At 62.7% G+C, this 23,165-nt stretch carries 34 protein-coding genes; 1 reads left to right on the plus strand and 33 read right to left on the minus strand.

The window, feature by feature from the left end:
- Positions 1 to 82: 82 nt before the first annotated feature.
- The 8 genes from rpmJ to CJ028_RS00485 form a co-directional block, all read right to left on the minus strand.
- Positions 83 to 196 carry a 50S ribosomal protein L36 gene (gene rpmJ / locus CJ028_RS00450; RefSeq protein ID WP_035834639.1) on the minus strand — a complete coding sequence of 38 codons (114 nt, stop codon included), beginning with the start codon at positions 194 to 196 and terminating at the stop codon, positions 83 to 85.
- A 67-nt stretch (positions 197 to 263) separates the two neighbouring features.
- On the minus strand, positions 264 to 485 hold the full coding sequence (gene infA / locus CJ028_RS00455) for a translation initiation factor IF-1 (protein WP_035834638.1): 222 nt from the start codon (positions 483 to 485) through the stop codon (positions 264 to 266).
- A gap of 125 nt (positions 486 to 610) precedes the next feature.
- Positions 611 to 1,759, minus strand: a complete 1,149-nt coding sequence (locus CJ028_RS00460; RefSeq protein ID WP_105033337.1) for a mannitol-1-phosphate 5-dehydrogenase — start codon at positions 1,757 to 1,759, stop codon at positions 611 to 613.
- On the minus strand, positions 1,756 to 2,193 hold the full coding sequence (locus CJ028_RS00465; RefSeq protein ID WP_105033338.1) for a PTS mannitol transporter subunit IIA: 438 nt from the start codon (positions 2,191 to 2,193) through the stop codon (positions 1,756 to 1,758). The genes CJ028_RS00460 and CJ028_RS00465 overlap by 4 nt, the downstream gene beginning before the upstream one ends.
- Positions 2,190 to 3,680 (minus strand): PTS mannitol transporter subunit IIBC, encoded by a 1,491-nt coding sequence (locus tag CJ028_RS00470; protein WP_105033339.1) that lies wholly within the window; start codon positions 3,678 to 3,680, stop codon positions 2,190 to 2,192. Before CJ028_RS00470 ends, CJ028_RS00465 begins: the two co-directional genes overlap by 4 nt.
- Position 3,681: 1 nt before the next feature.
- Positions 3,682 to 5,391: a phosphoenolpyruvate--protein phosphotransferase gene (gene ptsP / locus CJ028_RS00475; protein WP_105033340.1), complete on the minus strand. Its 1,710-nt coding sequence runs from the start codon at positions 5,389 to 5,391 to the stop codon at positions 3,682 to 3,684.
- Positions 5,392 to 5,400: 9 nt separating this feature from the next.
- The gene (locus CJ028_RS00480) at positions 5,401 to 5,667 is read right to left on the minus strand and encodes an HPr family phosphocarrier protein (protein WP_105033341.1); all 267 of its coding nucleotides are present in this window, start codon (positions 5,665 to 5,667) and stop codon (positions 5,401 to 5,403) included.
- Between the two features lie 62 nt (positions 5,668 to 5,729).
- Positions 5,730 to 6,041, minus strand: a complete 312-nt coding sequence (locus CJ028_RS00485; RefSeq protein WP_105033342.1) for a PTS sugar transporter subunit IIB — start codon at positions 6,039 to 6,041, stop codon at positions 5,730 to 5,732.
- Positions 6,042 to 6,212: 171 nt separating this feature from the next.
- Here CJ028_RS00485 and CJ028_RS00490 point away from each other — a divergent pair, with 171 nt between their 5' ends.
- A complete protein-coding gene (locus CJ028_RS00490; RefSeq protein WP_105033343.1) occupies positions 6,213 to 8,126 on the plus strand; it encodes a BglG family transcription antiterminator in 1,914 nt (637 codons plus the stop codon).
- 3 nt (positions 8,127 to 8,129) lie between these two features.
- Here CJ028_RS00490 and map read toward each other — a convergent pair whose 3' ends face one another.
- From map to tuf, 25 genes are all read right to left on the minus strand, one after another.
- Positions 8,130 to 8,960, minus strand: a complete 831-nt coding sequence (gene map, locus CJ028_RS00495) for a type I methionyl aminopeptidase (protein WP_240607008.1) — start codon at positions 8,958 to 8,960, stop codon at positions 8,130 to 8,132.
- A 105-nt stretch (positions 8,961 to 9,065) separates the two neighbouring features.
- Positions 9,066 to 9,662 (minus strand): adenylate kinase, encoded by a 597-nt coding sequence (locus CJ028_RS00500; RefSeq protein WP_105033344.1) that lies wholly within the window; start codon positions 9,660 to 9,662, stop codon positions 9,066 to 9,068.
- A complete protein-coding gene (gene secY, locus CJ028_RS00505) occupies positions 9,659 to 10,981 on the minus strand; it encodes a preprotein translocase subunit SecY (protein ID WP_105033345.1) in 1,323 nt (440 codons plus the stop codon). Before secY ends, CJ028_RS00500 begins: the two co-directional genes overlap by 4 nt.
- Positions 10,982 to 11,125: 144 nt before the next feature.
- On the minus strand, positions 11,126 to 11,686 hold the full coding sequence (rplO, locus tag CJ028_RS00510) for a 50S ribosomal protein L15 (RefSeq protein WP_105033346.1): 561 nt from the start codon (positions 11,684 to 11,686) through the stop codon (positions 11,126 to 11,128).
- Positions 11,686 to 11,868, minus strand: coding sequence for a 50S ribosomal protein L30 (gene rpmD, locus CJ028_RS00515; protein ID WP_066597599.1), 183 nt, complete (start codon positions 11,866 to 11,868; stop codon positions 11,686 to 11,688). Before rpmD ends, rplO begins: the two co-directional genes overlap by 1 nt.
- The gene (gene rpsE, locus CJ028_RS00520; protein WP_369827303.1) at positions 11,868 to 12,575 is read right to left on the minus strand and encodes a 30S ribosomal protein S5; all 708 of its coding nucleotides are present in this window, start codon (positions 12,573 to 12,575) and stop codon (positions 11,868 to 11,870) included. The genes rpmD and rpsE overlap by 1 nt, the downstream gene beginning before the upstream one ends.
- A complete protein-coding gene (gene rplR / locus CJ028_RS00525; protein WP_092107252.1) occupies positions 12,572 to 12,943 on the minus strand; it encodes a 50S ribosomal protein L18 in 372 nt (123 codons plus the stop codon). Before rplR ends, rpsE begins: the two co-directional genes overlap by 4 nt.
- A 2-nt stretch (positions 12,944 to 12,945) precedes the next feature.
- Positions 12,946 to 13,482 (minus strand): 50S ribosomal protein L6, encoded by a 537-nt coding sequence (rplF, locus tag CJ028_RS00530; protein WP_105033347.1) that lies wholly within the window; start codon positions 13,480 to 13,482, stop codon positions 12,946 to 12,948.
- Positions 13,483 to 13,488: 6 nt separating this feature from the next.
- Positions 13,489 to 13,887 carry a 30S ribosomal protein S8 gene (gene rpsH / locus CJ028_RS00535; RefSeq protein WP_092107248.1) on the minus strand — a complete coding sequence of 133 codons (399 nt, stop codon included), beginning with the start codon at positions 13,885 to 13,887 and terminating at the stop codon, positions 13,489 to 13,491.
- Between the two features lie 209 nt (positions 13,888 to 14,096).
- Positions 14,097 to 14,702, minus strand: a complete 606-nt coding sequence (gene rplE, locus CJ028_RS00540; protein WP_105033348.1) for a 50S ribosomal protein L5 — start codon at positions 14,700 to 14,702, stop codon at positions 14,097 to 14,099.
- Positions 14,702 to 15,061: a 50S ribosomal protein L24 gene (rplX, locus tag CJ028_RS00545; RefSeq protein ID WP_105033349.1), complete on the minus strand. Its 360-nt coding sequence runs from the start codon at positions 15,059 to 15,061 to the stop codon at positions 14,702 to 14,704. The genes rplE and rplX overlap by 1 nt, the downstream gene beginning before the upstream one ends.
- A gap of 2 nt (positions 15,062 to 15,063) precedes the next feature.
- Entirely contained in the window at positions 15,064 to 15,432 is a 369-nt protein-coding gene (gene rplN / locus CJ028_RS00550) for a 50S ribosomal protein L14 (RefSeq protein WP_035834620.1), read from the minus strand.
- A 34-nt stretch (positions 15,433 to 15,466) separates the two neighbouring features.
- Entirely contained in the window at positions 15,467 to 15,766 is a 300-nt protein-coding gene (rpsQ, locus tag CJ028_RS00555) for a 30S ribosomal protein S17 (RefSeq protein WP_035834619.1), read from the minus strand.
- 2 nt (positions 15,767 to 15,768) lie between these two features.
- Complete coding sequence (gene rpmC, locus CJ028_RS00560) at positions 15,769 to 16,131, minus strand: 50S ribosomal protein L29 (RefSeq protein ID WP_105033350.1); 363 nt, start codon at positions 16,129 to 16,131, stop codon at positions 15,769 to 15,771.
- A complete protein-coding gene (rplP, locus tag CJ028_RS00565; protein WP_035880247.1) occupies positions 16,131 to 16,550 on the minus strand; it encodes a 50S ribosomal protein L16 in 420 nt (139 codons plus the stop codon). Before rplP ends, rpmC begins: the two co-directional genes overlap by 1 nt.
- Positions 16,550 to 17,320, minus strand: coding sequence for a 30S ribosomal protein S3 (gene rpsC / locus CJ028_RS00570; RefSeq protein ID WP_105033351.1), 771 nt, complete (start codon positions 17,318 to 17,320; stop codon positions 16,550 to 16,552). The genes rplP and rpsC overlap by 1 nt, the downstream gene beginning before the upstream one ends.
- Positions 17,320 to 17,685 (minus strand): 50S ribosomal protein L22, encoded by a 366-nt coding sequence (gene rplV / locus CJ028_RS00575; RefSeq protein ID WP_092339439.1) that lies wholly within the window; start codon positions 17,683 to 17,685, stop codon positions 17,320 to 17,322. The genes rpsC and rplV overlap by 1 nt, the downstream gene beginning before the upstream one ends.
- 26 nt (positions 17,686 to 17,711) lie before the next feature.
- Positions 17,712 to 17,993, minus strand: a complete 282-nt coding sequence (gene rpsS, locus CJ028_RS00580; RefSeq protein ID WP_092107237.1) for a 30S ribosomal protein S19 — start codon at positions 17,991 to 17,993, stop codon at positions 17,712 to 17,714.
- A gap of 9 nt (positions 17,994 to 18,002) precedes the next feature.
- Positions 18,003 to 18,842: a 50S ribosomal protein L2 gene (gene rplB / locus CJ028_RS00585; RefSeq protein ID WP_092339441.1), complete on the minus strand. Its 840-nt coding sequence runs from the start codon at positions 18,840 to 18,842 to the stop codon at positions 18,003 to 18,005.
- Positions 18,843 to 18,864: 22 nt separating this feature from the next.
- Entirely contained in the window at positions 18,865 to 19,167 is a 303-nt protein-coding gene (gene rplW, locus CJ028_RS00590; RefSeq protein WP_092107233.1) for a 50S ribosomal protein L23, read from the minus strand.
- Positions 19,167 to 19,817, minus strand: a complete 651-nt coding sequence (gene rplD, locus CJ028_RS00595; RefSeq protein WP_105033352.1) for a 50S ribosomal protein L4 — start codon at positions 19,815 to 19,817, stop codon at positions 19,167 to 19,169. The genes rplW and rplD overlap by 1 nt, the downstream gene beginning before the upstream one ends.
- A gap of 5 nt (positions 19,818 to 19,822) precedes the next feature.
- Entirely contained in the window at positions 19,823 to 20,482 is a 660-nt protein-coding gene (rplC, locus tag CJ028_RS00600; protein WP_092107229.1) for a 50S ribosomal protein L3, read from the minus strand.
- Between the two features lie 8 nt (positions 20,483 to 20,490).
- Positions 20,491 to 20,799, minus strand: a complete 309-nt coding sequence (gene rpsJ / locus CJ028_RS00605) for a 30S ribosomal protein S10 (protein ID WP_035834607.1) — start codon at positions 20,797 to 20,799, stop codon at positions 20,491 to 20,493.
- A 483-nt stretch (positions 20,800 to 21,282) separates the two neighbouring features.
- Positions 21,283 to 21,720: a hypothetical protein gene (locus tag CJ028_RS00610; protein WP_129590325.1), complete on the minus strand. Its 438-nt coding sequence runs from the start codon at positions 21,718 to 21,720 to the stop codon at positions 21,283 to 21,285.
- A 158-nt stretch (positions 21,721 to 21,878) separates the two neighbouring features.
- Entirely contained in the window at positions 21,879 to 23,072 is a 1,194-nt protein-coding gene (tuf, locus tag CJ028_RS00615) for an elongation factor Tu (RefSeq protein ID WP_092107225.1), read from the minus strand.
- Positions 23,073 to 23,165 lie beyond the last annotated feature (93 nt).

Here is a 23,165-nt window from a genome sequence, read left to right on the forward strand (position 1 = left end):
TGTCACCCTCACGGGCTCCCGGAACTGCTAGTAAATATTTAGTTATTCAGGTAAATCTCGAGGCGACGAGTCGCGACGGGAATTAACCCTGGCGCTGCTTGTGACGCGGGTTCTCGCAGATGACCATCACATTGCCGTTACGGCGGATGACCTTGCACTTGTCACAGATCTTTTTGACGCTGGGCTTGACCTTCATGGTGATTCCTTGTTTTTCGCTGTCTTCGTACCCTCGGGATGCCGAGGGCCGTTACTTACAGCAGTCGTTACTTGTAGCGGTAGACGATCCGGCCGCGGGTCAGGTCGTACGGGCTCAGCTCTACGATCACGCGATCCTCCGGGAGGATGCGAATGTAGTGCTGGCGCATCTTGCCCGAAATGTGGGCAAGAACTCGGTGGCCGTTTGACAGCTCAACGCGAAACATCGCGTTGGGCAGAGCTTCGACTACTGCGCCCTCGATTTCGATGACACCGTCTTTTTTGGCCATACCCTCACTGTCGCTCTGTATTGATTGCTGGTCATGCGGGATTGATGCCAGACACGCCACAAAAGACGACACCAGACACCAAGGATCAATCTTATGGTATGAGATTGCCTTTTGGCAATTCAGTCCTATAATCCCTGCGCGCGTCGTACCTCAAGCACGACCGACGCGAAGAGTGGATGCGCCGCATCGAGCCCGCAGACCTGCAGGACCACGTGCTCCGCGCTTTCGGCCCGGATCATCCGTTGCAGCTCGACGCTCTGCTCGTCGGCCGCAACGTCAAAGCGCAGCACCGCACCGATGGCGCTCAGGAGCGCCTCTGGCCTGATGCCCGATTCGATCAATTCCGCGGCCGGGCCGATGAACCGCTCGTTGCGGCTGAGCTTGCGCAGCGGCTGGCGGCCCACGCGTTCGACGGTGTCGAGCAGGGCCGGGTTACTGAACCGAACGAGGATTTTTTCCCGGTAGGCGCGCTGGGCGTCCTCGTCGAGTCCGTGCTTGGCAACCAGCAGCGCCGACGTCTCTTCGAGCACGGCGCGGGCGGCCGCCACGACGGCCGGCACGTCGAGCGCCTCGGCGATCGTGCTGACGCCGGCCCGGCTGCCGAGGTAGGCGATGGTGGCGTGCCCGGTGTTCACCGTGAAGAGCTTGCGCTCGATATAGGGCAGGAGGTTGTCCACGAACGTGGCTCCCGGAATGACCGGAACCGCATCGCCGAATGCGCCGCGTTCAATGACCCATTCGTAGAAGGCCTCCACCGTCACCGTGAGGCCCGCATCCGCTGCCTGGTTGGGCACGATGCGGTCGACGGCCGTATTCGCGAAGGCCGCGCGCGCCGAGACGGCCGGCCAGTCGGCACCGGCCACGTGGCTGTGTACGTGCTCGGCGAGCAGGTCGGTAGCGTTGATGGCGTTCTCACACGCCATCACGGCGAGCGGCGGCAGCGACGCTTCCCGGCGCGCCAGCCCGGCCGCGATGAGCGGGGCGACGAACTTGAGGATGTTCGGTCCCACGGCCGTCGTCACAATGTCCGCGGTGGCGATCTCGTCGATCAGCGCCTCGCTGTCGGTGGCGCTATTGATGGCGCGGAATCCCTGCACGGTGTGCTGGCGGGCTCCCTCCCCCTTCTCGTGCACGTCATAGCTGCGTGCGGCGTGCAGCGCGTCGATGAGGGTCGAATTCACGTCGGCGAAGACCACCTCGTACCCGGCTTCGTGCAGCAGGAGTCCGACGAAGCCGCGCCCGATGTTGCCCGCGCCGAAGTGAATAGCCTTCATTCTGCGTTGACCTCCTCGAGGAGGGCGTAAATTTCTTCGGCCGAGTCGGCGTCGATGAGTTTGGCCACCTCGTCTTCGTCGGAGAACACGATGGCAATCTTGGAGAGGATCTCGAGGTGCTCATTGTTCAGCCCCGCGATACCCACGGCGAAACGCACCGGCTGGCCGTTCCAATCGATCGGCTCGGCGTAGCGCACGAGCGACAGGGCGGAGCGCAGGATGGAATCCTTCGCGTCGTTCGTGCCGTGCGGGATGGCGAGGAAGTTGCCCATGTACGTCGAAACGGATGCTTCGCGCTCGAACATGGACGCCACGTAGTCCTCGCTCACGGCGCCGGACGACACGAGAAGGCCACCGGCCTCGCGAATCGCCTCGTCGCGCGTCCGGGCCGTTCCACGGGCGATCAGGTTGCGGGGTTCGAGGATCTGGCTCATGAGGTGACTCCCTCGTTGGTCTGGTGTTCGAGCATGCCCACGACTTCGTCGTACTTCGGGCTGTTCATGAAATTGTCGACGGAGACATGCATGGAGTCGGGTGACTTGGCCCGCGCACGGTCGGTCAGGTCCTGGTGCGTGATCACGAGATCGGCGCTGCCATCAAGGTTGGCGATGGCCTGGTTGGTCACCGTGATCCCCGCGATGCCGGCCTTCTTGATCTTGTTGCGCAGCACGGAGGCGCCCATCGCACTCGAGCCCATTCCGGCGTCGCACGCGAACACGATGTTGCGGAGGTCGCGGGTGGGGGTGCCGCCGCCCGCCGCGGCATCCGTTGCGGTAGAGCCGACGAGACTGCCCAGTACCGAACTGGATTTACCCTTGTTGGCCTCGGTCTTCGCCACGGCGGCGGTCAGGTCAAGACCGGCGCCTTCGGAGAGGTCGCGGCGACGGCTGGCGCGCAGGATGACGGCGGCGATCAGGAAGGAAACTGCTGCCGCACCGATGACCGACAAGATGACGCCGATGTAGCTCTCGGGCGACGTCTGGAACAACACGGCGAAGATGCTGCCGGGTGAGGCGGGAGCGCGCAGCCCGGTGGCGAACGCCACGTTGATGGCCACACCGGTCATGCCGCCGCCGATGGCGGCCAGGATGAGAATCGGCTTCATCAGCACGTAGGGGAAGTAGATCTCGTGGATGCCGCCGAGGAACTGGATGATGATTGCGCCGGGCGCGCTGGCCCTGGCAATACCAGTTCCGAAGAGGGTGAACGCGAGCAGGATGCCCAGCCCGGGGCCGGGGTTGGCTTCGAGCAGGAACAGGATCGACTTGCCGGTGTCGGATACCTGTTGCACGCCGAGCGGGGTGAGCACGCCGTGATTGATGGCGTTGTTGAGGAAGAGAATCTTGCCCGGTTCGATCAGGATGCTCGCGAGAGGCAGCAATCCGTTGGCGATCAGAAAGTCGACACCGGTTTCGAGCAGTTTGCTCAGCCCGGTCACGAGCGGGGCGATGCCGACGAACGCGCCGAGGGCGAGGATGGCGCCGAGGATTCCAGCCGTGAAGTTGTTCACGAGCATCTCGAAGCCGGCCTTGACCTTACCCTCCCAGATGCTGTCGACCTTCTTGAGCAGGTAGGCCGCAAGCGGGCCGACGATCATCGCTCCGATGAACATCGGAATGCTGCTGCCGACGATCACACCCATCGTGGCGATCGTGGCGACCACGCCACCACGGGTGTCATAGATCATGCGGCCACCCGTGTTGGCGATCAAAAGCGGCAGCATGTAGATGATCATCGGGTCGACGAGGGTTGCGAACGTCTCGTTGGGGGTCCATCCGGTGGGGATGAACAGCGCGGTGATCAGCCCCCACGCGATGAAGGCGGGAATGTTGGGCATGACCATTCCGCTGAGGAATGTGCCGAAGCGCTGCACGTGCACGCGAGTGCCCGTTCGCTTGGTGTCGGCTGACGTCGTCGTCATTTCAGTACCTTTCTAGGGTGTGCTGCACGGGAGGGTTTAGATGTGAAGATGAAGCAAGAAATGTGGCGGCCTGGGTCGTGACCACTTCGCGAGCGGATGCCGCATCCTCGGCTTCGAGGGCAAGATCGGCCAACAGCCGGGCCTGCTCGCTCGTGAAATCTGCCAGGGTGGCGCGCACGTCGGCGAGGGCTGAAGCGGACATCGACAGGCTCGTTGCGCCCAGGCCGACCAGCACCACGGCGAGCAGCGGATCCGCGGCGGCCTCCCCGCACACCCCGACGGGCTTGCCGAGCGCGGCACCGGCGGCACCGACCTCGGCCACCAGGCGCAGTACCGCGGGGTTCCACGGGTCCTGGAAGGCGGCCACGGAGCCGAGCAGGCGGTCGGCCGCGAGCGTGTATTGGGTGAGGTCGTTCGTGCCGATCGAGGCGAAGTCGGCGTGGCGCAGGATGCGGTCGGCGAGAAGGGCGGCGGCGGGGATCTCGACCATCACCCCGGCGGTCTTGAGCCCGAGCTCGCGCGCGAGTGCCACGAAGTAGCGGGTCTCCTCGACGGTGGCGACCATCGGGGCCATCACCCACAGGTCGGCGTCGGTGGCGGCGTCCGCCTGGGCGAGCGCTTCCAGTTGGTCACGCAGGATCTGCTCGGATGCACGCAGCGCGCGCAGTCCCCGCAGGCCGAGGGCCGGGTTTTCTTCGCGGGCGTCGTTGAGGAAGGCCAGCGGCTTGTCCGCCCCGGCGTCCAGAGCACGAACCACGACCTTCTTGCCGGGGAAGGCGCGCAGCATCCGCTCGTATTCGGAGCGTTGCTCGGCCACCGTCGGCGCCGTGACGGCGTCGAGAAACAGGAATTCGGTGCGGAACAGGCCAACGCCCTCCGCGCCTAAGGCGACGGCCGCGGCGGCGCCGTCGGCCGACCCGAGGTTAGACAGAAGCGGAATGGGGGTACCGTCCGCAAGACGGCCCGGCGACACCGGCGCGAGCGTGCGGGCTGCCCGGGCGGCCACACGTGCGTGCGCCTGGGAGAGTTGCTCGGCACTGGGTGATGTGATCACCAGGTTGTTCGCGGCGTCGAGAATGACCTCGTCGCCATCGGTGAGGCCCGCCGCACCGACCGCGCGCACGATGGCCACAATGGACTTCTCGCGGGCTAAAATCGCGGTGTGCGAGGTGGGACCCCCGTCGAGGGTGATCAGACCGAGCACCTGGCTCAGGTCGAGGGTGGCGGTATCGGCCGGAGCCAGGTCGCGCGCCACGAGAATGAACGGATGTCCCCGGTCGGGCACCCCGGGCGCCGAGACTCCACCGAGACGCGCGATGACTCGCTGCGAGACGTCGTCGAGGTCGCCCGCTCGCTCGGCCATGTAGCCGCCGAGCTCAGTCAGCATGTCACGGAAGGCCGCGAAGGCCTCGAAGACCGCCCGCTCCGCCGTCGCACCGGCGGCGAGCCGCAGCGTGACGTCGTCAACGAGGCTGGGGTCTTGGGCCATCATGGACTGGGCCTCGAGCACCTCGCCGGCCACTCCGCCGGCCCGCTCCGCACGGGCGAGGAGGTCGGCTGCGACGGCGCCGAGGGCTTCGGCAACGCGGTCGCCCTCTTCTACCGGTGTCAGCGCGCTGGGCGCGGCGACGGGGTCGGGAATCGGGTCGGGCATGCGCACGACCCGGCCCACAACGACACCCTGACCGATTCCGATTCCCTGCAATTCCATGCGGAGCCCCTAAGCGTCGTGGTCGACGAGCAGCAGCCCGGCCAGCTCGTCGAGGACAGTCTCGGCCGTGTCACCGTCGGCCGCAAGGGTGACCTCGTCACCGTGGCCGATGCCGAGGGAGATGATGCCGAGGATGCTCGCGGCGTTCACCGTCTTGCCGCCGGTCTTGGTGAGCGTGACGGGAATACCCGCGGCCGCTGCGGCCTGGCTGAACAGTTTCGCCGGGCGAGCGTGCAGTCCGTGGGTCGATCCGATGAGAACCGTTCGTTCGAGCATTGCGGTGCCTTTCGTTGCGTGTGCGTTATGCGGCAGGTGTTGGGAGTGCTGGTCTGCCACAGTTAGGAACCGGTGCCGGCCGTCTCGAGGGCCAGGTCGAGGGCTTCTTCGCCATCGCGAGCGGTGAAGACCGTCGTGGACATCAAGCTGGCCCGCACGCCGGCCGCTGCGGCCTGCTGCTGGATCTGGGCGAACAACGCTTCCAGATGCGGACCTACGAGAAGCACATCGATGACCGGCAGCATGCTCGCCAGATCGGATTCGCTTCCGGCGGTCACGCGAACCGCAATCCCCCGGACCGCCGCGCTCCTGCGCAGCCGCAGGGCCACAAACGTGCTGGACGCACCGGCACCACACACAATATGAATCCTCATCGATTCACCCTTTCGTCGTCGACGTACAGCAGACTGAATACAGTCTGCCGGGCACCTCTTCGGGGGGCCACCAGACTCATTTCCGCACCCCCGGAAACCCTCGGGTTCGGCAGATAGGATCAACACGATGGGACCGCGCACGACACGGCACAAGGCACAGAACAAGGCACAATGAGCGACAAGCAATCGAGGATGCTCGACTACCTCTTCCGCTCCCCCGGCTGGGTCACGGCGAGTGAACTGGCCGAACACCTCGGCGTGACTGCGCGCACCGTACGCAGCTACGTCACGAGTGTGAAGACGGCGGCGGATCCGCTCGAGGTGATCGAGTCGGGGCCGGCTGGCTACCGCGTCAACCGTGAGGCCTACGCCTCATTCCGCACAGCGCCGCCGCGGCAGCACGCGGAGACGGACACGCCGCAGCGACGGCTGCACCAGCTGGTTCGTCGCCTCGTCGACTCGGCAGAAGGCCTCGACGTCTATGAGCTTGCGGCCGACACCTTCGTGAGCGACTCCACCGTCGAGGCCGACCTGTCCCGAGTGCGCGCACTCCTGACCGACACGGGGCTCTCCCTCGCCCGCCACGGCAGCAGAGTGACCCTTCTCGGATCCGAAACCGACCGGCGCCGCCTAATCAGCCGGATGTTCCGCCAAGAGTCGGCCCGCGGTTTCCTCGAACTCGCGGCGATCCAGAAGGAGTTCCCGTCCGACAGCCTCGGTGCGTTCAAGACCGACCTGATCGCCATGCTCGGCGCCCAGGGTTATTTCGTGAATGAGTACGGCACCAACAATGTTCTGCTCCACGTGGCCATCGCCGTGGACCGGGTGAGCAAGCGCGCCGCTGCCCGGGCCGACGAAGCACCAGATGTCGGCGAACACCTCACGGTCGCGTTGGCCAGTCTCATCGACACCCACTTTGGTGTCGTGCTCGATTTCACCGACCTTGCCTACCTCGTGCTCCTCCTGCAGACCCGGGTCGTGACGCCCGGGCACGACGAGGCCACCGACGCGATCAGCGCAACCGTCGCCCGTGCCGGGGACCTCGAGGTCGTGCGACGCATCGTGGCCCAGGCCAGCGAGGAATATCTCGTCGACCTGGCCGACGAGGACTTCATCACCCGACTCACGCTGCACGTTCGCAACCTCATCGACCGCGCACAGGTGCGAGATTACTCACGAAACCCGCTCACCCGGTCGATCAAGACCGCCTATCCGATGATTTACGAACTCGCCGTATACATCGCGAGCGAACTGCAGCTCCAGGAGCAGATCCACATCAACGACGACGAGATCGCCTACATCGCGATGCACGTCGGGTCATACCTGGAACAGCATTCCCCATCCGAGCAACTCGTCACCTGCGTGATCGTCTGCCCCAATTACTACACGATGCACGTGCAGTTGCGTCAGCGCATCGAACGGGTTCTCGGCGATGACTTGACCGTCGTGGACCAGATCACGCGCAGTGACGTGCCGTGGGCAGACCTTCGCGCCGACATCGTGCTCACCACGATCGAGCCGCCTGTTCCGGCCGACGGCGTGATCGTCATCCAGCCGTTCCTCACGGAGCGCGACGTGCACCGAATCCGCGAGGCGGCCATCCGTGTGCGCCGGCTTCGTCGGCGATCGCACATCAAGAATGACCTGCTGCAGTTTTTCGACGAGTCCCTCTACCTGCGCAACTTCGCCGCGCCCAACGAGGAGGCGATGATCCGCGAACTCGGCGGGCGCATGGTCGCGCGCGGGCTCATCGACCCGAGCTACGTCGACGGCGCTATTGAACGCGAGCGGATGTCGTCGACCGCGTTCACCGACCACCTCGCCGTTCCCCACGCCATGGCCATGACCGCGCAGCAGACATCCATCGCCATCGCGGTCAACGACTCCCCCATGCCCTGGGGTGACAACCGCGTCAACGTCGTGGCCCTGATCGCGTTCAGCGCTGCCGGGCGGGCGTCGTTCCAGTCCGTCTTCGATCAGTTCGTCGAGGTTTTCACCGAACGCGCCGATGTGCAGCGCCTCATCAAGCGCTCGGTGGACTTCCCATCCTTTATCGACGAGCTCGTGCACCTCATCGACACATAGACCCTAGGCGATCGGGACGGGAACGATGCCGAACTGGGCGAGACCGGCCGCTCCGCCGTCCTCGGCGGTGAGTACCCAGATGCCGTCCTTATGCACGGCAATGCTGTGTTCCCAGTGCGCGGCGGCCTTACCGTCGCTCGTGGCGACGGTCCAGTCGTCTTCGCGAGTGTAGGTGTCGATCGATCCGAGCACGACCATTGGCTCGATGGCCACGACGAGGCCCGGCTTCACATCCGGCCCCTTCTGGCGCACGCGGTAGTTGAACACCGGCGGGGCTTCGTGCATGGATCGGCCGATGCCGTGCCCGACGTAGTCGGTCAGGATGCCGTAAGTGCCCTGCGACTCGATGTAGTCCTCGATGGCGTCGCCGACCTCGTTCAGGTGACGAGCCGTGTGCAGGCGGGCGATGCCGTGCCAGAGCGACTGCTCGGTCACGTCGGAGAGCTTCTGGCGTTCGGCGACGAGTTCAGGGCGGGCCGGGTCGGGCAGCACGAAGCTGAACGCAGCGTCTCCGTTCCAGCCCTCGATGATGGCTCCGCTGTCGATCGAGACGATATCGCCGGCACCGAGGCGACGCTCCGAGGGGATTCCGTGCACGACGTCGTCGTTCACCGAGGCGCACACGGTGTGGTGGTAGCCCTGCTCGAGTTTGAAGTTCGGCTTGCCGCCGAGCGCGACGATGGCGGCCTCGGCCGCGGCATCAAGCTCGAGGGTGGTCGCGCCGATGACCATGGCCGCGCGGGCGGCCGCGAGCGATGCTGCGGTGGCCAGGCCGGGGGCGACCATGAGGCGCAGCTGGGCGGGATTCTTGTAAATGGACCGACGAAGACTCACTGATTTCCTACAAACTAGCTCCGAGAAGGGGAGCGATCTTTTCTATGTACCTGGTGGTGCACATGGTGATGGGCCGGGCCGTTAGACCCAGCCCCAAAGCGGTTACTAGAGCGTGCTGGTATCGGGGCGCAGGCCGCGTTCGGCCAGCGCGGCGAGAATGCGGTCGGTGACCACTTCAACGGCACCGAGGCCGTCGATCGTGACGACCAGGTCGTGGGCGCTGTACACATCGATGAGCGGAGCGGTCTGCTCCGCATAGACGTTCAGACGGTGACGGATGACGTCGGCCGTGTCGTCCGCGCGGCCCTGCTCGGCGGCACGCTTGAGCAGCCGAGTGACGACCTCATCGGTGTCGGCGGTGATCAGCACGACCACGTCGAGCTGGGTACCCTCGGCGTTCAGGAGGCGGTCGAGTTCAGCGACCTGATCGGTCGTGCGCGGGTAGCCGTCGAGCAGAAAGCCGTTGGCGGCATCCGGTTCTTTCAATCGGTCAGCGACGATGGCATTCGTGAGGGAGTCGGGCACGTAGGCGCCGGCATCCATGAACGACTTGGCCTCGAGCCCCAAAGGGGTGTTGTTGGTCACGTTGTAGCGAAAGATGTCGCCGGTGGAGATGGCGGGAACGTCGAAGGCGAGCGCCAGACGCTCGGCCTGAGTACCCTTGCCCGCTCCGGGCGGGCCGATCAGGAGTAACCGCGTCATTTAAGAAGCCCCTCATAGTGTCGCTGTTGCAGTTGCGAGTCAATCTGCTTGACAGTCTCGAGCCCCACACCGACGACGATGAGAATGCTCGCGCCGCCGAACGGGAAGTTCTGGTCGGCACCGATAACCGAGAACGCGATCAGCGGGATCAGCGCGATCAGGCCCAGGTACATCGATCCGGGGAGTGTGATGCGGGTCAGCACGAAGTCCAGGTACTCGGCGGTCGGACGGCCGGCACGAATGCCGGGGATGAACCCGCCGTACTTCTTCATGTTGTCCGCGACTTCTTCGGGGTTGAACGTGATCGCCACGTAGAAGTAGGTGAAGCCGATGATGAGCAGGAAGTACATCGCCATGTACAGCGGCTGATCGCCGCCCGTGAGGTTTTGCGAGATCCAGACCACCCAGGCCGGCGCTTCCGCTCCTGCGGCCGGCTGGTTGAACTGCGCGAGCAGGGCTGGCAAGTACAGCAACGACGACGCGAAGATCACGGGGATCACGCCGGCCATGTTCACCTTGATCGGAATGTAGGTGTTGTTGCCGCCGTAGGTGCGTCGGCCGACCATGCGCTTGGCGTACTGTACCGGTATTCGCCTCTGCGATTGCTCCACGAAGACCACGCCGGCGACCACCAATATTCCGACGATCAGAACGATGATGAGGACGTCGGGACCCTGCTGCTGGCCGATCGAGCTGAGCGAGCCGGGGAACAGGGCAGCGATCGAGATGAAGATCATGAGCGACATGCCGTTGCCGACGCCGCGCTCGGTGACGAGCTCACCCATCCACATGATGACGCCGGTACCGGCAGTCATCGTGATCACCATGAGCATGATGGCGTACCAGGCGTCGTTGGTGATCAACTGAGTGCACTCGGTACTCGCGGATGTCCCGAACAGGGCCCCGCTTCGGGCCACCGTGATCAGCGTAGTCGACTGCAGAATACCGAGGGCGATGGTGAGGTACCGCGTGTACTGGGTCAGAGTGCTCTGGCCCGATGCACCCTCCTTGTAGAGGGTGTCGAAGTGGGGGATGACCACGCGCAGCAACTGCACGATGATCGAGGCCGTGATGTACGGCATGATTCCGAGTGCAAAGACACTCAACTGGAGCAGGGCGCCACCGCTGAAAAGGTTGACGAGCTCGTAGAGGCCGCTCGTGCCCTGGTTGGCTGCGAGACACAGCTGTACATTACCGAAGTCCACGAATGGGGTCGGAACGAACGAGCCCAAGCGGAACAGAGCAATGATGCCCAGGGTGAAGCCGATCTTCTTACGAAGGTCGGGTGTGCGGAAGATCCGCGCAATGGCGCTGAACAAAAAGGCCTCCAGATTTTTACGCAGATCGATAGTGCAGATCGATATAGAGCGGCAACTCGACTTAAAACGATCGAGCTTGTCGAATCACACCAAACGATTTACTCGATTGACGGATTCGACAAGCTCGACTGAGCGTCTACGGACTTACTTTACAGATCCACCCGCGGCGACAATTTTCTGCTCAGCTGAAGCAGAGACCTTGTCGACCGTCACGTTCAGCTTAACGGTAATTTCACCGGTTCCGAGAACCTTGACTTTTTCGTTGTCACGAACTGCACCCTTGGCGATCAGGCTGGCGATGGTGACATCGCCGCCGTCCGGGTAGAGCAGTTCGAGCTTTTCCAAGTTGACAACCTGGTACTCGACGCGGAATGGGTTCTTGAATCCACGCAGTTTCGGGGTGCGCATGTGCAGCGGCATCTGCCCACCCTCGAAGCCGACGCGCACGCTGTAGCGCGCCTTCGTGCCCTTGGTGCCTCGACCCGCAGTCTTACCCTTGGATCCTTCACCACGGCCAACGCGCTGGCGAGCCTTCTTCGCTCCGGGCGCCGGGCGAAGGTGGTGTACCTTCAGCACGTGCTCGCGGGGCTCAGTAGGCTCCGCTGCAACAGCGGCCTTCTTCGTTACGGCAGCCTTTTTGGGGGCAGCAGCCTTTTTCGTGGCAGGCTTGTCGGCTACCTTGGTAGCTTCCTTCTCGTCAGCCATTAGTCAATCTCCTCGACCTTTACGAGGTGAGCGACGGTGTTGACGTAGCCACGGTTCTGCGAGTTGTCCTCGCGGATCGTGACGGCGCCAATGCGTCGCAGACCCAGGCTGCGAAGAGTGTCGCGCTGGTTCTGCTTCTCACTAATTTTGGACTTGATCTGTGTGATCTTCAGCTGGGCCATCAGGCACCTGCCTTCGCGGTTGCGGCCGCTGCAGCTGCAGCAGCGTCGGCACGAAGAAAACGGGCCGGAGCCACGTCTTCATAGGCGAGGCCGCGGCGAGCCGCAACCGCACGCGGCTCTTCGAGCTGGTGCAGTGCCTCGACCGTGGCGTGCACGATGTTGATGGTGTTCGACGAACCGAGCGACTTGCTCAGCACGTCGTGGATGCCAGCGCATTCGAGTACGGCGCGCACCGGGCCACCGGCGATAACGCCGGTACCTGCTGCGGCCGGACGAAGCAGAACGACGCCGGCTGCGGCCTCACCCTGCACGGGGTGCGGGATAGTCAGGCCAACGCGAGGAACGCGGAAGAAGTTCTTCTTCGCTTCTTCGACGCCCTTGGAGATAGCGGTCGGGACCTCGCGGGCCTTACCGTATCCAACGCCGACCAGGCCGTTACCGTCGCCGACGACGACGAGAGCGGTGAAGCTAAAGCGACGACCACCCTTGACGACCTTCGACACGCGGTTGATGGTGACGACGCGCTCCAGGAACTGGCTCTTGTCGGCATCGCGGCTTCCGCGGTCCTTGTTCGGATTGCGCTCACGGCCACCACGACGAGCCTCGCGAGGCTCGTTCTGCGGCGGGGTGGTTGAGGCAGCGGTTTCAACCGGCGCCTCTGCAACGGCAGCAACAGGTGCTGTGGTTTCGATCTTTTCAGTGCTCACAGGTTCAATCCACCCTCTCGAGCTCCTTCAGCGATGGCTGCGACGCGTCCTGCGTACTTACTGCCACCACGGTCAAATACAACGGCCTCGATGCCGGCGGCTTTCGCACGCTCAGCAACCAGCTCACCGACCTTACGGGCCTTGGCGGTCTTGTCACCATCGAAGGTGCGCAAGTCCGTTTCGAGCGTGGATGCCGACGCAAGGGTGAAACCCTTGCTGTCGTCGACGACCTGCACGAATACGTGGCGAGCCGAGCGCGTGACGACGAGGCGCGGGCGAAGCGCCGTTCCCTCGATCTTCTTACGAAGACGCGTGTGACGACGTCCGCGGGCTGCGGCCTTGCTCTTGCCTCTAGTTCCGAGTCCCATGGTTACTTACCGCTCTTTCCGGCCTTGCGGCGAACAATCTCGCCGGCGTAACGCACACCCTTGCCCTTGTAGGGCTCTGGCTTGCGAATCTTACGGATGTTGGCGGCAACCTCGCCGACGGCCTGCTTGTCGATTCCGCTGACCGTGAGCTTGTTGACGCTCTCCACGGTCAAAACGATGCCGACGGGCGGCTCAACGACGACCGGGTGCGAGAAGCCAAGGGCGAACTCAACAGAGGTGCCCTTCTGCGCCGCGCGGTAACCGGTACCGACGATTTCAAGACCCTTGGTGTAACCAACGGTTACGCCGATGATCTGGTTGTTGATCAGGGTGCGGGTCAGACCGTGCAGCGAACGCGACTGGCGTTCGTCGTTCGGACGGGTGACGAGAACGTGACCGTCCTCGATCGACACCGAGATGGGGTTGGAAACGACGAGCGCGAGCTCGCCCTTCGGGCCCTTGACGGAGACGGCCTGGCCGTCAGCCACAACCGTGACCCCAGCGGGGATCGCGATGGGGAGTCTTCCAATACGTGACATTCTCAGTTACCACACGTAGGCGAGAACTTCTCCGCCTACGCCCTTCTTCTCAGCCTGGCGGTCGGTGAGCAGACCGCTGGAGGTGGACAGGATGGCAACGCCGAGGCCGCCGAGAACCGTGGGGATCTCAGTCGACTTTGCGTACACGCGCAGGCCGGGCTTGGAAACCCGCTTGATGCCGACGATGGAACGCTCGCGGTTCGGACCGAACTTGAGGTCCAAGGTGAGGGTCTTGCCTACTGTTGCATCCTTGACGGTCCAGGCGGAGATGTAACCCTGAGCCTTGAGGATGTCAGCGATGTGCGCTTTCAATTTGCTATGCGGCATCGACACGGTGTCGTGGTACGCCGAGTTCGCGTTGCGCAGTCTGGTCAGCATGTCTGCGACCGGATCTGTCATTGTCATTTTGTGGTGCCTTTCTCGCCTGGTTTCGCCCATCCGTTACACGAATGACGACCTGTGGTGGTAAGGAAACCGATCGGTTGATCGGATTCCGGGGTGAAAATCTGTGTGCGCCCGCAATTTCTCGGCGGGCGGGGCCAACCGAAGCTGGGAGCTTGCGAGGCGCAAGCTCCCAACTCTAGTTGAAAATGTTCCTCCGTAGTGAGGAACTGCTACTTGACGTCGTCCGTCTTGAACGGGAAACCGAGCGCCTTGAGCAGCGCGCGACCCTCGTCGTTGGTCTTCGCGGTCGTGACAACCGTGATGTCCATACCGCGAACGCGGTCAATCCGGTCCTGGTCGATCTCGTGGAACATGACCTGCTCGGTCAGACCGAAGGTGTAGTTGCCCGCACCGTCGAACTGCTTGTCGGACAGACCACGGAAGTCACGGATACGAGGAAGGGCCAGGCTGAGCAGCCGGTCCAGGAACTCCCACATGCGGTCGCCACGAAGTGTGACGTGGGCGCCGATGGGCTGTCCTTCACGCAGTTTGAACTGCGCGATGGACTTGCGGGCCTTGGTGACCTGCGGCTTCTGGCCGGTGATTTTGGTGAGGTCAGAAACCGCACCGTCCATCACCTTGCCGTCGCGTGCTGCTTCGCCGACACCCATGTTGACGACGATCTTCGTCAGGGTGGGGATGCGGTGCACGTTGGTGAAGCCGAGTTCTGCGGAGAGCTTGGCACTGATCTCATCGCGGTACTTCTGCTTCAGACGCGGCAGGGCCTTGACGGGCGCGGCGCCCTCAGTGCCTTCAACAACTGCGGTGTCAGTCATTAGAGGTCCTTCCCTGACTTCTTGGCGTAACGAATGCGGACCGTCTTGGAGACGCCGTCCTTCGTTACCTCTTCCTGGCGGAAGCCGACGCGGGTCGGCTTCTTGGTCTCCGGGTCGACGATGGCAACGTTGGACACGTGGATGGGGGCTTCGAAGGTCTCGATGCCGCCCGTCTTGGTGCCGCGCTGGGTCTGGCCGACGCGAACGTGCTTGGTCACGAAGTTGATGCCCTCTACGAGGACACGGTTCTTCGGGGCGTCGACGGAGATGATCTTGCCCTGCTTGCCACGGTCTCCGCCGCGAGCCTGGCTGCGGCCGCTGATGACCTGAACGAGGTCACCCTTTTTGATTCTGGCCATGATTAAATAACCTCCGGTGCCAGCGAGATGATCTTCATGAACTTCTTGTCGCGAAGCTCGCGACCGACCGGTCCGAAGATTCGGGTGCCGCGGGGGTCACCGTCTGCCTTCAAGATCACTGCAGCGTTCTCATCGAACTTGATGTAGGAGCCGTCTGGACGACGGGTCTCCTTTTTGGTGCGAACGATGACAGCTTTGACGATGTCACCCTTCTTGACGTTGCCGCCTGGGATTGCATCCTTGACCGTGGCGACGATGACGTCGCCGAGGCCGGCGTAACGACGGCCGGAGCCACCGAGAACGCGGATGGTCAAGAGTTCCTTGGCACCGGTGTTGTCGGCAACTTTGACTCGTGATTCTTGCTGAAGCACTTTATAACTCCTTTACGTCAAGTAAGCGCGAGGCTTACTTGGCCTTCTCAAGAATCTCGACCAGGCGCCAGCGCTTGGAAGCGCTGAGCGGACGGGTCTCACTGATCAGGACCAGGTCGCCGATGCCGGCGGAGTTCGCCTCGTCGTGCGCCTTCAGCTTGGATGTACGGCGGATGACCTTGCCGTACAACGGGTGCTTCACGCGGTCTTCGACCACGACAATGATGGTTTTGTTCATCTTGTCGCTGGTCACGTAACCACGCAGCGTCTTGCGATATCCGCGTACGAGCTCGGTGGCTTCGCCCGCGACGACCGTTTCGTCAGTCTTCGCCATGACTAGGCCTCCTTCGTCTCGACGGCCTTGGCTTCAGCGTCATCGGTGGACTCCACTGCAGCCTTGGCCTTCTTAGCGGATGATTTACCCGCGTTCTTCTTTTCAGCCTTCTCAGCCTTGGCCGGAGCCTCCACTGCAACAGGCGTGGCACGAATGCCCAGCTCGCGCTCACGGAGAACCGTGTAGATGCGAGCGATATCGCGCTTGACCGCGCGGAGGCGGCCGTGGCTCTCAAGCTGACCGGTAGCCGACTGGAAGCGCAGGTTGAACAGCTCTTCCTTGGCCTTCTTCAGCTCTTCGAACAGCTTTTCATTGTCAAAAGTATCGAGCTCGACTGGGGCGAGCTCCTTGGTGCCGATCGCCATTATGCGTCGCCCTCCTCGCGCTTGATGATGCGTGCCTTGAGGGGCAGCTTATGAATTGCACGGGTCAGCGCCTCTTTCGCAACGGCGTCAGTGACACCGCTGAGCTCGAACAGAACGCGACCCGGCTTAACGTTGGCAACCCACCACTCGACCGAACCCTTACCGGAACCCATGCGGGTTTCGGCCGGCTTCTTGGTCAGCGGGCGGTCGGGGTAGATGTTGATCCACACCTTTCCGCCACGCTTGATGTGACGCGTCATGGCGATACGAGCGGACTCGATCTGACGGTTAGTCACATACGCGGGGGTCAACGCCTGAATGCCGTACTCACCGAAGGACACCGTGGTGCCACCGGTAGCGTGGCCGGTGCGACCCGGGTGGTGCTGCTTACGGTGCTTGACTCTACGTGGAATCAACATTATTTAGCCTCCGCGACTGCGCCGACCGGTGCCGCTGCCGGAGCATCTGCACGAGGTGCACGGCGCGGTCGATCGTCACGACGCTCGGGGCGGGACGACTTAGCGTTGGCCTGCTCGCGAGCGAGTTCCTTGTTGGTGATGTCACCCTTGTAGATCCAGACCTTCACGCCGATACGGCCGAAGGTGGTCTTGGCTTCGTAGAAGCCGTAGTCGATGTTCGCGCGCAGGGTGTGCAGGGGCACACGGCCTTCGCGGTAGAACTCGCTGCGGCTCATCTCGGCGCCACCCAGACGACCGGAGACCTGGATGCGAACACCCTTGGCGCCGGCGCGCTGTGCACCCTGCAGGCCCTTACGCATCGCGCGGCGGAAAGCCACACGAGCGGAGAGCTGCTCGGCAATACCCTGCGCGACGAGCTGGGCATCCTGTTCGGGGTTCTTGACCTCGAGGATGTTCAGCTGGATCTGCTTGGCGGTGAGCTTTTCAAGGTCAGAGCGGATGCGCTCGGCCTCCGCGCCGCGGCGACCAATCACAATGCCCGGACGGGCGGTGTGAATGTCAACGCGAACACGGTCACGAGTGCGCTCGATCTCGATGCGGCTGACGCCGGCACGGTCAAGGCTGGTGCTCAGCAGGCGACGGATCTTGACGTCTTCTGCAACAAAGTCAGCGTAACGCTGACCCGGCTTGGTCGAGTCAGAGAACCATCGCGATACGTGATCGGTAGTGATTCCCAGACGGAAGCCATAGGGATTTACTTTCTGACCCATTACTTCGTACCCTCCTCAGGAGTGGTGAGCACAACCGTGATGTGGCTGGTGCGCTTCTTGATTTCGAATGCGCGACCCTGGGCACGAGCCTGGAAACGCTTGAGGGTCGTACCCTCGTCAACGAATGCCCGGCTGATGAACAGGTCCTGCTCGTCCAGATACGTGTTGGCTGCATCTGCTTTGACCCGGGCGTTGGCAATGGCCGAGGCCACCAGCTTGTACACCGGATCGGAAGCGCCCTGGGGCGCGAACTTCAGAATTCCCAGCGCTTCATGCGCCTGCTTGCCGCGGATCATGTCAACGACGCGACGAGCCTTCTGGGGGGTAACGCGGATGTGACGCACGCGTGCGATCGACTCCACCATTTCTTCTCCTCCTTCACGTCCCCGCGTTAGCGGCGACGGCCCTTCTTGTCGTCCTTCACGTGTCCACGGAAGGTGCGGGTGGGCGCAAACTCACCGAGCTTGTGTCCGACCATGCTCTCGGTGACGAACACTGGGATGTGCTTGCGTCCGTCGTGCACTGCGATGGTGTGTCCGAGCATGTCGGGGATGATCATCGAGCGGCGCGACCAGGTCTTGATTACGTTCTTGCTCTTGGCTTCGTTCGCCGCGAACACCTTGCGAAGCAGGTGGTCGTCAACGAAAGGGCCTTTCTTAAGACTTCTTGGCATCGTCTACTCCTACTTACGCTTCTTGCCGACGGTGCGGCGACGAACAATGAGCTTGTCGCTTTCCTTATTCGGGTGGCGGGTGCGCCCTTCCTTCTGGCCCCAGGGGCTGACGGGGTGACGTCCACCGGACGTCTTACCCTCACCACCACCGTGCGGGTGATCGACCGGGTTCATGGCAACACCACGAACGGTCGGGCGAACGCCTTTCCAGCGCATACGTCCGGCCTTGCCCCAGTTGATGTTCGACTGCTCGGCGTTGCCGACCTCGCCGATCGTCGCGCGGCAGCGAGCATCCACGTTGCGGATTTCACCAGACGGCAGACGAAGCTGGGCGTAGACGCCCTCCTTCGCCACGAGGCGAACCGACGAACCGGCGGAGCGGGCCATCTTGGCGCCACCACCCGGACGCAGCTCGATCGCGTGAATGATGGTACCGGTGGGGATGTTCTTCAACGGCAGGTTGTTACCGGGCTTGATGTCAGCCCCGGCTCCCGACTCGATGATGTCGCCCTGGGAGAGCTTGTTCGGCGCGATGATGTAACGCTTCGTGCCATCGATGAAGTGCAGGAGCGCGATGCGCGCCGTGCGGTTCGGGTCGTATTCAATCTCAGCGACGCGGGCGTTGACGCCGTCCTTGTCATTGCGCTTGAAGTCGATCACACGGTACTGGCGCTTGTGGCCACCACCGATGTGACGGGTTGTGATGCGGCCCTGGTTGTTACGTCCACCGGTCTTGGAGAGCGGACGCAGAAGCGACTTCTCCGGGGTGGAACGCGTGATTTCCGCGAAGTCGGCAACGGATGAACCGCGTCGACCCGGGGTCGTGGGCTTGTACTTACGAATAGCCATTAGTTATCCCTCTGCCTGTCGCTTAGCCGACGGCCGTGAAGATGTCGATGGAGCCAGACTTGAGCGTGACAATGGCACGCTTGGTGTCCTTGCGCTTGCCCATGCCGAACTTGGTGCGGCGAGTCTTGCCCACGCGGTTCAGGGTGTTGATCGAAGCGACCTGCACCTTGAAGATCTTTTCGATCGCGAGCTTGATCTCCGTCTTGTTCGAGCGGGGGTCAACGATGAAGGTGTACTTACCCTCGTCAATCAGGCCGTAGCTCTTCTCAGAGACAACCGGAGAGATGATGATGTCGCGGGGGTCCTTGTTGGTCGCGATAGTCATTATGCGGCCACCTCTTCCTTCTTGGTCTTGCTCTCCACGAACGCGTTGAACGCGCCGGTGGTGAAGACAATGTCGTCGCTGACGAGCACGTCATAGGCGTTGAGCTGATCCCACGAAAGGATGTGCACCGTCGGGATGTTGCGAATGCTGCGCAACGTGGTCTCGTCGGTACGCTCGAGCACAACCAGCACGTGCTTGCTCGTGGCGATCTGCGTGAGCAGCTCCAGGGCAATCTTCGTGTTGGGGGTCTCAGCCGTGAACAGTGCCTCGACGATGTGCAGGCGGCCACCGCGGGCGCGGTCGCTCAGTGCACCCTTGAGGGCTGCGGCGATCATCTTTTTCGGGGTGCGCTGGTCGTAGCTGCGCGGGGTCGGTCCGTGGACGATTCCACCACCGGTCATCTGAGGAGCGCGGATCGAGCCCTGACGAGCGCGACCGGTTCCTTTCTGCTTGAACGGCTTGCGGCCGGCACCGGAAACTTCTCCACGGCGCTTGACCTTGCTCGTTCCCTGGCGTGCGGCAGCGAGCTGCGCGACAACGACCTGGTGGATGAGCGGAATGTTGGCTGGAACGTCGAAGAGCTCGTCGGGAAGCTCGGCAGAGCCTGCCTTCTTGCCCTTGGCGTCAATGATGTCGAGTGCTGTAGCCATAAGGACTAGGCTCCCTTCACTGCGTTGCGAACGAATACGAGGCGGCCACGAGCACCGGGAACGGCGCCCTTGACGAGCATGAGGCCCTTGTCGGCGTCAATAGCGTGCACCTTGAGGTTCAGCACGGTCACGCGCTCGCCACCCATACGACCGGCCATGCGCATGCCCTTGAAGACACGGCTCGGGGTCGAGGAAGCACCGATGGAACCGGGCTTGCGGTGGTTGCGGTGCGAACCGTGAGAGGAGGAGACACCCTTGAAGTTGTGACGCTTCATAACACCGGCGAAACCCTTACCCTTGCTGGTGCCCATGACGTCAACCTTGGTGCCGGCAGCAAAGACACCGTCAACGGTGAGCTCCTGGCCCAGGTTGTAGTCCGCGGCATCCGCGGTGCGGAGCTCGGTGATGTGGCGACGAGGCGTGACGCCGGCCTTGTCGAAGTGACCGGCAAGGGGCTTGTTGACCTTGCGCGGGTCGATCGGACCAGCGGCGATCTGAACGCCGTTGTAGCCGTCAACGGCCTTGGTGCGAATCTGCGTGACAACGTTCGGCGCGATCTCGATGACGGTAACGGGAACAAGCTTGTTGTTCTCGTCCCACACCTGGGTCATGCCGAGCTTCTTGCCGAGGAGACCCTTGGTGGTCTTGGTATCGGAGTAAGACATCGCGGGCCCTAGAGCTTGATCTCGATGTTGACGTCGGCCGGAAGGTCGAGGCGCATGAGCGAGTCAACAGCCTTCGGGGTCGGGTCAATGATGTCGATCAGACGCTTGTGGGTGCGCATTTCAAAGTGCTCCCGGCTGTCCTTGTACTTGTGAGGAGAACGGATGACACACACCACGTTCTTCTCGGTCGGAAGCGGCACCGGGCCGACGACTGTAGCGCCCGCACGGGTCACTGTGTCGACGATCTTGCGCGCCGAAATGTCGATGACCTCGTGGTCATACGACTTAAGTCGAATGCGGATCTTCTGTCCCGCCATGTCGAACTCTCTCTCTGTCGAGGCGTCTTACAGACAACGGCAGGATTTGCCGAGGTTGCATTGGACGCCGTAGTAGCACTGCTGCCATTAGCACCACTGTTCATATGTCAATTTCGAATCGCGCACGAATAAACGACGCTCATCGTCAACGTCGACTCCCAGAAGCAGAACCTGGGGGACGGCACGGTTTTACCCACGCCGACCAGATCGTTGATTTATGCTGCGCTCTGCTCCCTGCGGCCTAGCCTGCAATCTGCACATTTCGACGAGTGTTCTTCGAAAGGGTGTGACGCGACTATGCACTGCCTGGCAGTGATTCCGGCGACGCGTAGCGCACGCCGAAAGTGTTGAACTAGAAGATTCTGCCACACAGTTGCCACTTCATGCAACCCGGGCGTGTCGCGCGCGGCGTGTCGCGCAATTTGCAAGCGGATGCCCGCGGCCGCCCGGCCGCGGGCATCCGCTTGCGTGCGATTTTCGCAGCTAGCCCTGGGTGATGCCGGCAGCCACGCGCGGTCCCTGGTCTGGGCAGCTCTTCGCGGCGGATTCGGTGAGCACGCGCTGAGCCATGATCTGGCGAGATTGCTCCGACAGCCCCGTGGTCGGGTATTCGGCGAGCACCTCGGTGATGATCTCGGGAATGGTCAGGGCGGCGTATTCCGTCAGGCTGTCGCAGACCAGCACGCTGTAGACGCTCACGGTGCTGGCCACGATGTTGTCGAGAATCTGCTGCTCGGTCTGCGCGGTGGGCGACGGTGCTGGTGTGGCAATGGCGGTCGGGCTCGGGGACACCCGAGTGACGGCGGATTGGGCAGCGGGAGCGGACCCGGCCAGGCGGGGCACGATCACCACGGCGAGAATGGCCACAACAACGACCGCGATCCCCAGCAGGATGCGCATTTCCAGTTTCGATATCTGCATGCGCAGACCATAACCGGATATTCCCAATCCCGCGTCGGGTACTGAGCGATCGTCGTCCGCTTGAAATATCCGAGTTCGTTTGGGCGTGAAAAAAGGGGCCGGACCCGAAGGTCCGACCCCTTTAGAGATCTAAGTAGAAACGACTACTTAAGTATTAACTACTTGATGATCTTGGTCACCGTGCCGGCGCCGACGGTGCGGCCACCTTCACGGATAGCGAAGCCGAGGCCCTCTTCCATGGCGATCGGCTGAATCAGCGCGACAGTCAGGTCGGTGGTGTCGCCAGGCATAACCATCTCGGTGCCCTCGGGCAACGTGATAACGCCGGTGACGTCCGTGGTGCGGAAGTAAAACTGCGGGCGGTAGTTCGCGTAGAACGGGTTGTGACGGCCACCCTCGTTCTTGCTGAGGATGTACGCGGTGCCCTCGAAGTCGGTGTGCGGCGTAACCGAACCCGGCTTGACGACGACCTGGCCGCGCTCAACGTCTTCGCGCTTGGTGCCACGAAGAAGAAGTCCACAGTTCTCGCCGGCCCAAGCCTCGTCGAGCTGCTTGTGGAACATCTCAATACCGGTAACCGTGGTCTTCTGCGTCGGGCGGATGCCGACGATCTCGATCTCGGAGTTGATCTTGAGGGTTCCACGCTCGGCGCGGCCCGTAACAACGGTGCCACGGCCGGTGATCGTGAAGACGTCCTCGATCGGCATCAAGAACGGCTTGTCCTTGTCGCGAATCGGGTCAGGAATGAAATCGTCAACAGCCTTCATGAGCTCAAGGATGTTGCCGGTCCACTTCTCGTCGCCCTCAAGCGCCTTGAGTGCGGAGACCTGGATGACGGGGGCGTTGTCGCCATCGAAACCCTGGCTGGAGAGAAGTTCACGAACTTCGAGCTCGACGAGCTCCATGATCTCTTCGTCATCAACCATGTCGGCCTTGTTCAGCGCGACGAGCAGGGTCGGAACGCCGACCTGCTTGGCGAGAAGAACGTGCTCACGGGTCTGAGCCATCGGGCCGTCAGTAGCGGCAACCACGAGGATTGCGCCGTCCATCTGAGCAGCACCGGTGATCATGTTCTTGATGTAGTCAGCGTGGCCCGGAGCATCGACGTGCGCATAGTGGCGCTTGTCGGTCTCGTACTCAACATGCGAAATGTTGATCGTGATGCCGCGCTGGCGTTCTTCCGGAGCCGAGTCAATCGACGCGAAGTCGCGCTGAACGTTGATCTTGGACGGGAACTTATCGGCAAGAACCTTGGAGATCGCTGCAGTCAGCGTGGTCTTTCCGTGGTCAACGTGACCGATCGTTCCGATGTTTACGTGCGGCTTTGTCCGCTCGAACTTGGCCTTGGCCACTGTGGGTCCTCCTCAGGACTCGCGTGCAAATTCACGGCCGCCGTTATGAGCGGCCGGTATGCGCTGGATGTGTCTACTTATGTTACTAGGGCC

The organism is Cryobacterium aureum, from assembly GCF_002954245.1.
In the GTDB taxonomy this organism is placed as follows: Bacteria; Actinomycetota; Actinomycetes; order Actinomycetales; family Microbacteriaceae; genus Cryobacterium; species Cryobacterium aureum.

Coding starts and splice junctions, on each gene's coding strand:
- rpmJ (WP_035834639.1), bottom strand. CDS start 196: ATGAAGGTCAAGCCCAGCGTCAAAAAGATCTGTGACAAGTGCAAGGTC.
- infA (WP_035834638.1), bottom strand. CDS start 485: ATGGCCAAAAAAGACGGTGTCATCGAAATCGAGGGCGCAGTAGTCGAA.
- CJ028_RS00460 (WP_105033337.1), bottom strand. CDS start 1,759: ATGAAGGCTATTCACTTCGGCGCGGGCAACATCGGGCGCGGCTTCGTC.
- CJ028_RS00465 (WP_105033338.1), bottom strand. CDS start 2,193: ATGAGCCAGATCCTCGAACCCCGCAACCTGATCGCCCGTGGAACGGCC.
- CJ028_RS00470 (WP_105033339.1), bottom strand. CDS start 3,680: ATGACGACGACGTCAGCCGACACCAAGCGAACGGGCACTCGCGTGCAC.
- ptsP (WP_105033340.1), bottom strand. CDS start 5,391: ATGGAATTGCAGGGAATCGGAATCGGTCAGGGTGTCGTTGTGGGCCGG.
- CJ028_RS00480 (WP_105033341.1), bottom strand. CDS start 5,667: ATGCTCGAACGAACGGTTCTCATCGGATCGACCCACGGACTGCACGCT.
- CJ028_RS00485 (WP_105033342.1), bottom strand. CDS start 6,041: ATGAGGATTCATATTGTGTGTGGTGCCGGTGCGTCCAGCACGTTTGTG.
- CJ028_RS00490 (WP_105033343.1), top strand. CDS start 6,213: ATGAGCGACAAGCAATCGAGGATGCTCGACTACCTCTTCCGCTCCCCC.
- CJ028_RS00500 (WP_105033344.1), bottom strand. CDS start 9,662: ATGACGCGGTTACTCCTGATCGGCCCGCCCGGAGCGGGCAAGGGTACT.
- rplO (WP_105033346.1), bottom strand. CDS start 11,686: ATGGCTGACGAGAAGGAAGCTACCAAGGTAGCCGACAAGCCTGCCACG.
- rpmD (WP_066597599.1), bottom strand. CDS start 11,868: ATGGCCCAGCTGAAGATCACACAGATCAAGTCCAAAATTAGTGAGAAG.
- rplR (WP_092107252.1), bottom strand. CDS start 12,943: ATGGGACTCGGAACTAGAGGCAAGAGCAAGGCCGCAGCCCGCGGACGT.
- rplF (WP_105033347.1), bottom strand. CDS start 13,482: ATGTCACGTATTGGAAGACTCCCCATCGCGATCCCCGCTGGGGTCACG.
- rpsH (WP_092107248.1), bottom strand. CDS start 13,887: ATGACAATGACAGATCCGGTCGCAGACATGCTGACCAGACTGCGCAAC.
- rplE (WP_105033348.1), bottom strand. CDS start 14,702: ATGACTGACACCGCAGTTGTTGAAGGCACTGAGGGCGCCGCGCCCGTC.
- rplX (WP_105033349.1), bottom strand. CDS start 15,061: ATGGCCAGAATCAAAAAGGGTGACCTCGTTCAGGTCATCAGCGGCCGC.
- rpsQ (WP_035834619.1), bottom strand. CDS start 15,766: ATGGCGAAGACTGACGAAACGGTCGTCGCGGGCGAAGCCACCGAGCTC.
- rpmC (WP_105033350.1), bottom strand. CDS start 16,131: ATGGCGATCGGCACCAAGGAGCTCGCCCCAGTCGAGCTCGATACTTTT.
- rplP (WP_035880247.1), bottom strand. CDS start 16,550: ATGTTGATTCCACGTAGAGTCAAGCACCGTAAGCAGCACCACCCGGGT.
- rpsC (WP_105033351.1), bottom strand. CDS start 17,320: ATGGGTCAGAAAGTAAATCCCTATGGCTTCCGTCTGGGAATCACTACC.
- rplV (WP_092339439.1), bottom strand. CDS start 17,685: ATGGTGGAGTCGATCGCACGCGTGCGTCACATCCGCGTTACCCCCCAG.
- rpsS (WP_092107237.1), bottom strand. CDS start 17,993: ATGCCAAGAAGTCTTAAGAAAGGCCCTTTCGTTGACGACCACCTGCTT.
- rplB (WP_092339441.1), bottom strand. CDS start 18,842: ATGGCTATTCGTAAGTACAAGCCCACGACCCCGGGTCGACGCGGTTCA.
- rplW (WP_092107233.1), bottom strand. CDS start 19,167: ATGACTATCGCGACCAACAAGGACCCCCGCGACATCATCATCTCTCCG.
- rplD (WP_105033352.1), bottom strand. CDS start 19,817: ATGGCTACAGCACTCGACATCATTGACGCCAAGGGCAAGAAGGCAGGC.
- rplC (WP_092107229.1), bottom strand. CDS start 20,482: ATGTCTTACTCCGATACCAAGACCACCAAGGGTCTCCTCGGCAAGAAG.
- rpsJ (WP_035834607.1), bottom strand. CDS start 20,799: ATGGCGGGACAGAAGATCCGCATTCGACTTAAGTCGTATGACCACGAG.
- CJ028_RS00610 (WP_129590325.1), bottom strand. CDS start 21,720: ATGCAGATATCGAAACTGGAAATGCGCATCCTGCTGGGGATCGCGGTC.